We start from the raw sequence: 11,481 nt of genomic DNA, 5'->3' as shown, positions 1-11,481 counted from the left end.
TCAGATTTCCAGCTCATGCAGGTGACGAGTCGTTTCGGCGATCACCGCGGCCGCGACTTTTTGCCTGAACGTTGCGTAATGCAGCGTGCTGAATGTCACGACGGCCATTTCCTCCACGCTGCTTTCCACCACTTCCTCCATTGGCCAGAACAGAAATCCCGAGACCGTCCTGCGGGTGCGGAACTGCTTGTGATACAACGCGATTTCCACTTTCCCGCGGGATTTGGCCGCGCAGGGGATCACCTGGAAGAATCCCGTATTGCGCTGTAGGCTCGTTCGTTCAAACAACTCGAGCGCAGCAGGGCTTCGTCCAAGCGTTGCAATCGCCTGGCTAGCCTGCCGCGAATAGCCTGCGCCAAAGGAACGGGCGATCTGCTGCGAAATGCTATCGGCCATCAATCCTTGCCCGGCCTGCCCCGCACTGACAGGACGCGCCGAGTCCCACCCCAGGTACCTGAGCTTGTTCTTGTAATAGTCGAACCAGTTACCGACCAGACCGTCCTTGTACGCCGAACGGGTTGCCAACTGCGCGTACAAGTTGCTCAGGTAGATATCCTCGCGATCTTGGAGGGACAAACCCTCATCGAAGGACACGATACTCCCGCCCACCACCGCTGCCCTCGATGCCTCATCCAGGCGCAACCGCTGCCCGTCGGCCGATCGAAACCCTTGATCCGTCATAACGCCCCCGCTTCCGGTTGCGCTTGCTCGACCGCATCGGAAATATCGATGATGTTCCTGGCGGCCCTATCCCCCAGCTTGTGGACAATCGCATCACGGAAGGGCGCATAGAGCGCCTGGGACAAATTCGCCTTGAAGCAGCGCAATTGAATATTGCCCACCACAGGATCGGTGGAGAAGAGTTGTCCAAGAGGGTTGGACGTCACGTGCTCGGGCTCAAACTCCAGACAGACGCTACTCAATACAGGCCCCTGTTGGGCCAGGATGACTTGCAGCCTGATTCTGTCGGGGGCTTTATGGGGCGCCTCGGAGGAATCCGGGCTTTTCGGCCGATGGGCATGTTCACGCAGCAATTCAATAGCGGGCAACGTGCTGGACAACTGGGCGACGCGCTTCAATACATCAGTTACCTGCGTAATCAAAGTTCGCTCAACGTATTCTTCCAGCCGCTCTTCGACACATCCCATCAGGTTGGTTTTCGATGAGGCAGCGAGTGTAAAGTTGTCCCAACTGACAGCCTTTTGCATCCAGCCATTATTCAGTACTTCCCGGTACGCTGAGTACCAGTCACTGGACCGGACAAGAGCGGGGTATTTTTTACTGGCTACCAGCTGGGCAAACAATACCGAATTCAATACATCGAGCCGGTCTTGCCCAATCAGGTCAGCAGGCAGCAGGACAACAGCGCCGGCATCAATAAAAACCGAACAATGATCTTTCATGACAACTACCTTATTCCATTAACGGATGGCGACTACCCCGGTAGTCGCCAGGAGATCAATCAGATCTCGTATTCTTCGATTTTTTGTTTCGCGCGATCACCCAGTTTGGTAATGATAGCTTCTCGAGTCGCACTGATAATTGTCGGCACCATGGTCATATGACATTCACCGCGATACAGGTCTACCGAACTGCTGTCCCAATCCACAAACAGGACCTTGGTCTGGTTCGTCCGCTTGATGAAGCGCACGGCACCCAATGCCATGAGGATTTCACCGTGCGGGGTTTCGTGACAGGACGCCACACCAAAGCCCCCGGTGCCGGACTCCTGGATATTCTGGTCAAAGAGCCGCAGCGACTTGTCATTGGTTTGCAATGCGGCGATCGCATCACCGGCCACTTTAAGCATCAGCAATGAGGTTGGGCCAGGAACGGCAGCCGCGGCCACCGCCGACCCGAGGACTTTCAACACCAGTTGATCCATCTTGAAACTCTTGCCGGACGCGGCAACCTTATCGTAGTAATGTTGCAGAATGGTCCAGCCACAACTCTGCATGACCTCAAGGAAGGTTTTATACCATTTATCGCCTTCGTCATCCCCTGGGTACTTCTTACTGGCAACCAGCGATGCAAATAGATAGGAATGCTGGATATCCGCTTGATTTTGCGCCGTCATACCTGAAACGAACGACATGATAGCGTCTCCGACAATCGAAGCGCGGTCCGGCTTTTCGATTTCGTTGTCAAACCCTGCCGCTTTATATCTGGCAATCCGAGGGGAAACAATTACATCGTCCGGCGATATATCGTAGGTATTCAGGCGTTCCAGTCGGTCCGCCAAGGTGATGACCGAATCAAATTTAGCATTCATTGAATATGTCCCTTATTTAATTAAAGCCCTCCATGGGCCCGAGCGCCATACTTACCTATCCACCTTAAGGGCAACAAGCACAGAACTGTAACCGCACTTAATCCCAGGACAACAACCAACAACTAACAGAAAAAACAAACCAAGGTTTCACTACATTAAAACCCTCAAGCCCACGGCCAGCCGACAGACACCCCTGCGCCTGATAGACTCCACGTCAATTGTCATTCGTCGCGAGTTCCGACCATGCTCCACGTGCTGTTCAGCGTTTATCTGAAGATGTTGGTCCTCTACAGCCCCTTCTTCGTGCTGTCATGTTTTATCGGCCTGACTCGCGGCTATTCGCGAAAGGAGCAACGCCGCCTGGCTTGGAAAGTCGCGACCGCGACCCTGGTCTCCAGCGTCTTGCTGTACCTGTTCGGACGGGTGATTTTCAGCGTGTTCGGCATCACCGTGGATGCGTTCCGGATCGGCGCCGGCAGCGTGCTGTTCATTTCGGCCCTGGGCATGGCCCAGGGCAAGTCGGCCGTGCAGACCGACAATGTGCAGCAGGACGTGACCATCGTCCCGCTGACCATTCCGTTGACCGTCGGCCCCGGCACCATCGGCGCCCTGCTGGTGATGGGCGTGAGCCAGCCGCACTGGGACGACAAACTCATGGCCATCATCAGCATCGCCCTGGCAAGCCTCACCGTCGGCGTCGTGCTCTACCTGTCCAGCCGCATCGAACGGATCCTCGGCGACCAGGGCCTGCAGATCGTCAGCCGCCTGATGGGGCTGTTTGTCTGCGCCTTGGCGGCGCAGATCATTTTTACCGGGGTAAGGGGCTACCTGGTGCCGTAAAAGGAGGACGGTTTATTCTGCGACCGGCGCTGTCGCCAGGCAGCGCCTTCAGGGTTGCACTGCCAAAGCCCCCCCCTTAACCGCGGTAAGAGCTGCCGAGCGAAGCGAGGCTGCGATCTTTCCCCAGACACTTGAGTCTCAAGCGAAAGACCAAAAGATCGCAGGCTTCGCCAGCTCCTACAGGGCTCCCTCGCCACAGTAGCCATCCATGAATGAACGGGGTCGCGGTTCAGGCAGGTTTGGCCCCATACCATCGAGGCGTGTACACCCAGTTTCCGCCGGAGGCGCGTGGGAACACGCAGGTGGTGGAAGAACCGATCAGGACCATGGTGCGCATATCCACCTGCTCGGCCGTGAGCTGTCCCAACGTGGTGACACGCAGGGTCTGGCCCGGACGACCGATGTCACGCCCCAACACCACCGGCGTCTCCGGCGTGCGGTGCCGGGCGACGATTTCCAGCGCACGGCCCAATTGCCACGGTCGCGCACGGGAAATCGGATTGTAGAAGGCCAACGCCAGATCGGCTTCGGCAGCCAGGTCCAGACGCTTTTCGATGATCGACCAGGGCTTGAGATTGTCCGACAACGACATCACGCAGAAGTCATGCCCCAACGGCGCACCAGCCTGGGCGGCGGTAGCGAGGGAGGCGGACACGCCGGGCAGTATCTCCAGGTCAACGTGATGCCAGGCCGGGTCGCTGGATTCGTGCAACGCTTCGAGCACCGCCGCCGCCATGGCGAAGACACCTGGGTCGCCGGACGACACCACGATCACCGAACGACCTAGGGCAGCCAGTTCAAAGGCATGACGAGCGCGCTGCATTTCTTCGCGGTTATCGGTGCAGTGCAGCACTTGATCGTCGCGAAACGGGCCGGCCATGCGCACATAGGTTTCGTAACCGAGCACATCGGTGGCCCGCGCCAGTTCGGCTTTCACCGCCGGCACCATCAACTCTGCAGCGCCCGGCCCCAGGCCGATCACCGCCAGACGGCCGCGCGGACGACCGATTCGTGCCACATCCAAGGGCTGAGCGGCGACGGCGATGGCCAGGTCGTCCGTTGCCGAAAGGAGCGTCGTCGCCGGCACCGAGCTGCGGGCCAAGGTGGCGGCATCGCCTGTCGCCGCCACAAAGCGCAGCGCCACCCCGAGTTCCAGTGCGGCTTCACGCAAGGCCGTGCTGACCATCAGCGTATCCGCCGCCACCAGGCAGGCCAGGCTCGCAATCGCCACGTTGGCTCGCTGCAACGCTGCACGAGCGGCGCTTGGCAAATCAGCCACCTCGGCGCTCACCACTACCGCGACACTGCGCGGATAAATCAGCAGCTCATGGGCGCTCGCCTCACGCTCGGCATGGCTAACGTGGATCGTACGCCGGGCTTGCGGATCTTGCGGCAACTGCGCCTGATCCAGCCACGGTGCTGCGCCTTCGATGCGCACCGGCTCACCGGCCAACAGGTCGGAGACGAAGCGCTTGCCTTGCTCCAGGTCGCCGAGGCTGTAACCGCTGGGTGGATTGAGCAGGCACGTGCCGAAACGCAATTCGCCGCTGGTGGTGATCGCCGGTGCGACTTGCAGCGTGGCCGCGATGTCCCGGGCCATGCCATTCACCCCGCCCAGGCCGCCCAGCAGCGGCACCACGGCGCTGCCATCCTCGGCCACGGCCAGCACTGGCGGCTCGGCGCCTTTTTCCAGCAACAGCGGCGCCAGGGTACGGATGACGATGCCCGCCGCGCACAGGGCAATGATCGGCGTATCCTGTTGGTAGAGTTCACGCAATGTCGCGCCGAACTCGAGGTATTGCCGATCACCCTCGACCCGTCCGGCCAGGCCGTGAATCGGGGCGTCGGGGTAACGCTGCTGGATCCGTCGGGCTGTTGCCAGGCTGCCGGGGCCGAGGATGACGATGGCCGGCGTCTTGGCGGCCATCAACCCTGCCACCGTTCGCCCGGCACGATGATCAGCGAGAAGTACGGCGAAGACATCGGCTGGACTTCATCCAACGGCACGATTTTCTGGTTGGCCATGGTCGCTCGCTCGACGTACAGCGCTCGCCCGTCCATGCCCAGTTCCTGAAGCACCTGGCGAACCTTGGGGAAATTGCGTCCCAGCTTCATGATCACCGCCGCATCGGCATCGGCCAGGCGACGTTTGAGATCGTCGTGGGGCAGGACACCGGAGAGCACCGACAGGCTCTGGTTGCGATAGACCAGCGGCGCGCCGAGCACCGAAGCGCCCCCCAGCATCGAGCACACACCGGGAATGACTTGGGCCTCATAGTGCTCGGCCAGGCGATCGTGCAGGTACATATAGGAACCGTAGAAGAACGGGTCGCCCTCACAGATCACCGCCACGTCGCGACCGGCATCCAGGTGCACGGCCAACTGCTCGGCGGCGGTGTCGTAGAAATCGGCGATCACCTGTTCATAGGACAGCGGCGCAGGCAGCACCTCGGTGGTGACCGGGTAGACCAATGGCAGCAACGTCTGCGCGTCCTGCAAATGGGCCTCGATGATGCCGAAGGCGTTGCCCTTCTTGCCCTTGGCGACGAAATACGCCACCACGGGCGATTCGCGCAACAGGCGCAGGGCCTTGACCGTAATCAGCTCCGGGTCACCGGGGCCCACGCCGAGGCCGATCAGACGTCCAGGCTGCTGCATCATTCAATCTCCGTGGCGAGGGCGTTGACGGCGGCGGCGGCCATGGCGCTGCCGCCCAGACGGCCTTGCATGATCACGAATGGCACGCCACGGCTGTTGGCCGCCAGCATCGCCTTGGACTCGGCTGCGCCGACGAAGCCCACCGGGAAACCGAGGATCAATGCCGGTTTCGGCGCGCCGGCATCGAGCATTTCCAGCAGGTAGAACAGCGCGGTCGGTGCGTTGCCGATGACCACGACACTGCCTTCCAGATGCGGGCGCCACAACTCCAGCGCTGCTGCCGAACGGGTGTTGCCCAGTTCCTGGGCCAATGCCGGTACGCGCTCGTCGCGCAAGGTGCAGATCACCGGATTGTCGGCTGGCAGGCGAGCCCGGGTCACGCCTTCGGAGACCATCCGCGCATCGCAAAGGATCGGCGCACCGGCGGCCAGTGCCTGGCGCCCGGCCATGCCCGCGCCCTCGGAAAACTGCAAGCCATCGATGGCCTCGACCATGCCGCAGGCGTGGATCACCCGCACGGCGAGTTTCTCCAGGTCGGCCGGAATGCGCGCCAGGTCGGCTTCGGCGCGGATGATCGCGAAAGAGTTGCGATAGATCTCCTGACCGTCGCGGATGTAATCAAGCATCAAAGGGGCTCCGGGGGCGAGCGTCGAGCCAGTGGCCGAGCGCTTCAATAGTCAAATTGTGTGCCTGCAACGCGCCGAAACCCGGCAACGTGGCATCGCGAAAATACAGGTCGTAACGACCGGGGGCGACCGCCAGCAAAGTGGCAGGCGCGACGTGGGCCGCCGCACAGGAACGCGGGCAGCCCGACAGATGAACCTTCAGGGTTTGGCCCTGGTGTTGCAGCAGCTCGGCCAGTTGGCGAGCGTCGGCCTTGGTGTCGGCCAAGGCTTTGCCGCAGCCACTGGAACCGGTGCAGGCGATGAGTCGCGCCAGGGGTTGATCGTTCGAACCTAACAGCCCCAACCCCTCAAGCCGCGCCAGCACTTCGTCGGCATCCGCGCGGCGCACGTTGGGCAGCAGCAGGCTTTGCCAAGGACTGAAACGCAGGCTCGCGTCGCCCTTCTCCCGCGCCAGTTGCGCGGCCCCCCGCAGCATGACTGCATCGAGCCGCCCCAGGGGCGCCGCCGCACCGACGTAGACGCGGTCGTCGTGCTGGGGATGAACACCGAGGTGCAGTCCATCGATGGACGCATCCCGCTGCCAATCCAGGCACGCGTGCAGGGGCACACGGCGGGCCAGTCGGGTCATGAACTCATCCACAGAGACTTCAGACAGCAAGTGACGCATGCGGGTCTGGTCCGGGCGGGCCAAGTCGAGGAACGACTCCAGCACCGCTACCACCAAGGCGTGCCCCTGGGCCAGGGGCACCCTGCCCGCCGGTTTATCCAGCGGGGTGCCGGCCAAGCCGAAGGCCAGCCAAGGCTCGCCTTTACAGACAAGGACCGAGAGCCACAAGTCGTGGTGATGTTCGAGCATCGCCAACGCTTCTCCACCGTCCAGTTGCACGGCGAACTTGGCCGACAGTTCATGGAAGCGTTCATGGGTTTGCAGGGTGACGAGGATCCGCTCGGCCAACGGGCGGGTGTCAAACAGCATCTGCCGATCGATCCCGGCCGCGGGACTGAGCATCAGGTTGCGCACGTCATCACCCGCCGGCTTGCGCGGGCCAAGCCCGGCGGCCAGCAACGACTCGATCAGCGCGTCATGGCCGGGGCCGATCCCGCGGACTTGCAGGTTGGCCCGGTTGGTCGCCTCGATCACACCGCCGGCGAACCGCTCGGCCACCGCCGCCACGGCTTCGGCCTGATCCGCCTGGATGGAACCGCCATCGAGCTTGATCCGGCAGATCCCACCGTCCAGCGCCTGGACGACACGCAGCAACCCCGGGCAACCGGAGGGGCGTACGACGGGGGAGGATGGGCGTTCGTTCAAAGGAAGACCGGCAAATAAGAAACGCCACATTGGCGAAGGAGCGCCATTATGCCTGCTTTGCCGGGGGTCATGAAAAGCTTGCTGGTCGGATTGAAGCGAGAATTGCTCAAGAACACGAGCGGCCTGATCCAATGAGGTTGTCTGTTCCTCCGCCTTCGCGAGCAAGCCCGCTCCCACAGTTTTGGTCAAGTTGTGCACAGATCCTGTGTTCACCCAAATTCCCTGTGGGAGCGAGCTTGCTCGCGATGGCGGTCTACCCGAAAAAGATGATGTTGAATGGACCGGCGCCTTCGCGGGCAAGCCCGCTCCCACAGTTTTGGTCAAGTTATGCACAGACCCTGTGTTCACCCCAAAATCCCCTGTGGGAGCGAGCTTGCTCGCGATGGCGGTCTACCCGGAAAAGATGATGTCGAATGGACCGGCGCCTTCGCGGGCAAGCCCGCTCCCACAGGGATTTCGGCGGGTACAAAATTTGTGTTCCCCCCATCAACACTGTGGGAGCGGGCTTGCTCGCGAAAGCGGTCTGGCAGCCACAATGATGTTGCGCCAGGCGCCTGATCCGCCGGGGCGCGGTATGATGGCGGCCCGGTTCGCGGCGGCAACACGCCTGTCGATCAACCCCATTCATTCGAGGAACAGAGATGACCCCCTGGCTGACCGTAGTGGGCATCGGTGAAGAAGGCTTCAAGGGCCTGGGCCGAACGGCTCGCCATGCCTTGCTGCGGGCATCGCACATTGTTGGCAGCGCTCGCCAGTTGGCGCTGTTGCCGATGTGCATCCGCGGCGAACGGGAATTATGGCCCAGCCCGTTCTCCCTGGAACCGCTGCTGGCGCGACGGGGCGAGTCGGTGTGTGTATTGGCCAGCGGCGACCCGATGTTCTACGGCGTGGGCGCCAGCCTGGCGAAACAGCTGCCGGGCGATCAGATGCAGGTCATCCCCGCGCCCTCTTCTTGTTCGCTGGCCGCGGCGCGCATGGGCTGGCCGTTGCAGGACGTGGTCACGCTGTCGCTGGTGGCGCGGCCCGTGGCGGCGCTCAATGGGCATTTATCCACAGGCGTCAGGCTGTTGCTGCTGAGCAATGACCGTCACAGCCCTGCCGCCGTGGCGACGTTGCTGCGCGAGCGGGGGTTCGGCCCAAGCGCCATGACCGTACTGGAGCATCTGGGAGGTGCGGCAGAACGACGTATCGACGGTAGCGCCGCGCAATGGTCCGATGACAGCGTCGCCGACCTGAACCTGATCGCCGTCGAATGCCGGGCCGAACCGTCGACACCGCGACTGTCACGTTTGGCCGGTTTGCCGGACAGCGCGTTCGAGCATGACGGCCAGTTGACCAAGCGCGACGTGCGCGCCATCACCCTCGCCCGCCTCGCCCCGACCCCCGGCGAGCTTCTCTGGGACGTCGGCGCCGGCAGCGGCTCCATCGGCATCGAATGGATGCGCACCCACCCCAGTTGCCGGGCCCTGGCCATCGAAGCCGATGAAGGCCGGCAAGGCTTGATCGAACGCAACCGCGACACCCTCGGCGTGCCCGGCCTGCAACTGATTCGCGGCAGCGCCCCGCAGGCGCTGGACAACCTGGAGCGTCCGGACGCAGTGTTCATCGGTGGAGGCGTCACCCGCGAAGGCGTGCTCGAGGCCTGCTGGGCCCAACTCAAGCCCGGCGGTCGGCTGGTCGCCAACGCCGTGACCCTGCAAAGCGAGGTGACCCTGATGCACTGGCGCGAACGTCACGGCGGTGAGCTGACCCGCATCCACATCGCCCAGGCCCAGCCGTTGGGCGAATTCGACACCTGGCGCCAGGCCTTGCCGATTACATTGCTGGACCTGACGAAACCTCTCGATGCGTGACGAAACCGCCGAACAACCCGCCCCCCTGCGCAGCGGCCTGACCACCGGCAGTTGCGCCACGGCCACCAGCCTGGCGGCGGCCCGTTTGCTGCTGCGCGGTACCGAAGCCGACGCCGTGGAAATCGTACTGCCCAAGGGCAAGCAGGTGCAGATGCGCCTGGAGTTCTGTCGCCTGACCGAACAAGGCGCCGAGGCCGGGACGATCAAGGACGCGGGCGATGACCCGGACGTGACCCACGGTGCCCTGCTGTTTTCCCAGGTGCGCCTGATCGCCGAACCCGGCGTGCGTTTCGTCGCCGGTCGCGGCGTAGGTACGGTGACACGGCCGGGGTTAGTGCTGGGTGTCGGTGAGCCGGCGATCAACCCGGTGCCACGCAAAATGATCAACGATCACCTGGGCCGCCTGGCCGAGGAAAGCGGTTATGCCGGTGGTTTCGAAGTCACGGTCAATGTCGAGGACGGCGAAGCCCTGGCGCTGAAAACCATGAACCCGCGACTGGGCATCCTCGGCGGCCTGTCGATCCTCGGCACCAGCGGCATCGTCCGGCCATTCTCCTGCGCGGCCTACATCGCTTCGATCCACCAGGGCATCGACGTGGCGAAGACCAACGGTTACCTGCACATCGCCGCGTGCACCGGCAATGCCAGCGAAGACACCATGCGCCGGGTCTACGACCTGCCGGAAATCGCCCTGATCGAAATGGGCGACTTCGTCGGCGCCGTACTCAAACATGTGCGCAAGGTACCGGTGGAAAAACTCAGCCTCTGCGGCGGCTTTGGCAAGATCAGCAAACTCGCCGCCGGTCACATGGACCTGCACAGCCGTCACTCGAGCATCGACCTGCCGCAACTGGCCGAATGGGCGGCCGCCATCGGTGCCGATGAGGTTTTGCAGCAGGGCATCCGAGACGCCAACACCAGCCAACAGGCCCTGGCGATGGCCAGCGCCGCCGGTATCGCCCTCGGCGATGCGGTGTGCGAGCACGCGCTGGCCTTCGCTCGCAGCGTGGTGCCGGCCCAGGTCCAGGTCGAAGTCTTCGCCATCGACCGCCAGGGTGGGATCGTCGGTCACGCCGGAGACGTCCAATGAAACGCATCCTGCTGCTCGGTGGCGTCACCGAAGCCCTGGCCATCGCCCGCACCCTGGGACCCAATCACATCTACAGCCTGGCTGGCATCGGTCGCGTCCCCACCGACCTCACCTGCCAGGTCCGCGTCGGCGGCTACGGTGGCGCCGAAGGCCTGGCGCAATTCATCCACGCCGAGGGCATCGACCTGCTGCTGGACGCCACCCACCCCTACGCCGCGCAAATCAGCCACAACGCCGCCCACGCCGCCCGCGCCTGCGGCATTCCTTGCTGGGCCCTGCGCCGTCCAGCCTGGCAGCCCCAGGCCGGGGATGACTGGCGCGAAGTGGCCGATTGGGCTGAACTGATCCAGGCCCTGCAACCCTTCCGCCGCCCACTGTTCACCCTCGGCCGCGAACCGCTGCAACACCTGCACGAAATTCCGCCAGAGCAATTCTGGACCCTGCGCGCCCTGGACGTTTACCCCGGCAATGAACGCTGCGAAGTCATCGGCGCCCGCGGGCCGTTCCACCTCGAAGGCGAGCGCGAGCTATTCGAACGTCGGCAGATCGATGTGCTGATCAGCAAGAACAGCGGGAGCACGGCCACTGAGCCGAAGCTGGAGGTGGCGCGGGAGCGGGGGGTTCCGGTGTTGGTTTTGCGGCGGCCAGTGTTGGCGGGGGTGGATCGGGAGTTTGGAGAGATCAATGAAATGCTGGACGCTTTATCCTTACAAAACGGGGTCTGAATTCAGCGCATTCGCGCGACATTTCTGACAAGTTTTCAAGACGAAGCCGGCTGTTTCGTCCAAGACGTTCAATTCTATAGTTCCGCTCCTTAATACCCACCACAG

At 62.8% G+C, this 11,481-nt stretch carries 11 protein-coding genes; 4 read left to right on the top strand and 7 right to left on the bottom strand.

Features of this window, described 5'->3' with window-relative positions:
- The 3 genes from AB7M32_RS07785 to AB7M32_RS07775 are packed head-to-tail and all read right to left on the bottom strand — an operon-like array spanning window position 1 to window position 2,272.
- Window positions 1–681, bottom strand: a complete 681-nt coding sequence (locus AB7M32_RS07785) for a hypothetical protein (RefSeq protein ID WP_454249566.1) — start codon at window positions 679–681, stop codon at window positions 1–3.
- Window positions 678–1,403: a hypothetical protein gene (locus AB7M32_RS07780; RefSeq protein ID WP_454249565.1), complete on the bottom strand. Its 726-nt coding sequence runs from the start codon at window positions 1,401–1,403 to the stop codon at window positions 678–680. The genes AB7M32_RS07785 and AB7M32_RS07780 overlap by 4 nt, the downstream gene beginning before the upstream one ends.
- 59 nt (window positions 1,404–1,462) lie before the next feature.
- Window positions 1,463–2,272 (bottom strand): hypothetical protein, encoded by an 810-nt coding sequence (locus AB7M32_RS07775; RefSeq protein ID WP_454249564.1) that lies wholly within the window; start codon window positions 2,270–2,272, stop codon window positions 1,463–1,465.
- 243 nt (window positions 2,273–2,515) lie between these two features.
- On the opposite strand from AB7M32_RS07775, the gene AB7M32_RS07770 reads away from it, so the two are divergent.
- Window positions 2,516–3,112, top strand: coding sequence for a MarC family protein (locus tag AB7M32_RS07770; RefSeq protein ID WP_245143149.1), 597 nt, complete (start codon window positions 2,516–2,518; stop codon window positions 3,110–3,112).
- A 229-nt stretch (window positions 3,113–3,341) separates the two neighbouring features.
- Here the strand turns inward: AB7M32_RS07770 and cobJ are convergent, their stop codons facing one another.
- The 4 genes from cobJ to cobG are packed head-to-tail and all read right to left on the bottom strand — an operon-like array spanning window position 3,342 to window position 7,708.
- Window positions 3,342–5,039, bottom strand: a complete 1,698-nt coding sequence (cobJ, locus tag AB7M32_RS07765; protein WP_454249563.1) for a precorrin-3B C(17)-methyltransferase — start codon at window positions 5,037–5,039, stop codon at window positions 3,342–3,344.
- Complete coding sequence (locus AB7M32_RS07760) at window positions 5,039–5,770, bottom strand: precorrin-2 C(20)-methyltransferase (RefSeq protein WP_454252110.1); 732 nt, start codon at window positions 5,768–5,770, stop codon at window positions 5,039–5,041. The genes cobJ and AB7M32_RS07760 overlap by 1 nt, the downstream gene beginning before the upstream one ends.
- Window positions 5,770–6,396 (bottom strand): precorrin-8X methylmutase, encoded by a 627-nt coding sequence (locus tag AB7M32_RS07755; RefSeq protein ID WP_454249562.1) that lies wholly within the window; start codon window positions 6,394–6,396, stop codon window positions 5,770–5,772. The genes AB7M32_RS07760 and AB7M32_RS07755 overlap by 1 nt, the downstream gene beginning before the upstream one ends.
- Window positions 6,389–7,708: a precorrin-3B synthase gene (gene cobG, locus AB7M32_RS07750; protein ID WP_454252109.1), complete on the bottom strand. Its 1,320-nt coding sequence runs from the start codon at window positions 7,706–7,708 to the stop codon at window positions 6,389–6,391. Before cobG ends, AB7M32_RS07755 begins: the two co-directional genes overlap by 8 nt.
- Window positions 7,709–8,349: 641 nt before the next feature.
- Between cobG and cbiE the strand changes: the two genes are divergently transcribed.
- The 3 genes from cbiE to AB7M32_RS07735 are packed head-to-tail and all read left to right on the top strand — an operon-like array spanning window position 8,350 to window position 11,376.
- The gene (gene cbiE / locus AB7M32_RS07745; protein WP_454249561.1) at window positions 8,350–9,561 is read left to right on the top strand and encodes a precorrin-6y C5,15-methyltransferase (decarboxylating) subunit CbiE; all 1,212 of its coding nucleotides are present in this window, start codon (window positions 8,350–8,352) and stop codon (window positions 9,559–9,561) included.
- On the top strand, window positions 9,554–10,651 hold the full coding sequence (locus tag AB7M32_RS07740) for a cobalt-precorrin-5B (C(1))-methyltransferase (protein WP_454249560.1): 1,098 nt from the start codon (window positions 9,554–9,556) through the stop codon (window positions 10,649–10,651). The genes cbiE and AB7M32_RS07740 overlap by 8 nt, the downstream gene beginning before the upstream one ends.
- The gene (locus tag AB7M32_RS07735; protein ID WP_454249559.1) at window positions 10,648–11,376 is read left to right on the top strand and encodes a cobalt-precorrin-6A reductase; all 729 of its coding nucleotides are present in this window, start codon (window positions 10,648–10,650) and stop codon (window positions 11,374–11,376) included. Before AB7M32_RS07740 ends, AB7M32_RS07735 begins: the two co-directional genes overlap by 4 nt.
- Window positions 11,377–11,481 lie beyond the last annotated feature (105 nt).

Source organism: Pseudomonas sp. R151218B TE3479 (genome assembly GCF_053629195.1).
Note: the sequence above shows the minus strand (reverse complement) of the source record. Positions and strands in the feature narration are given on the sequence as shown.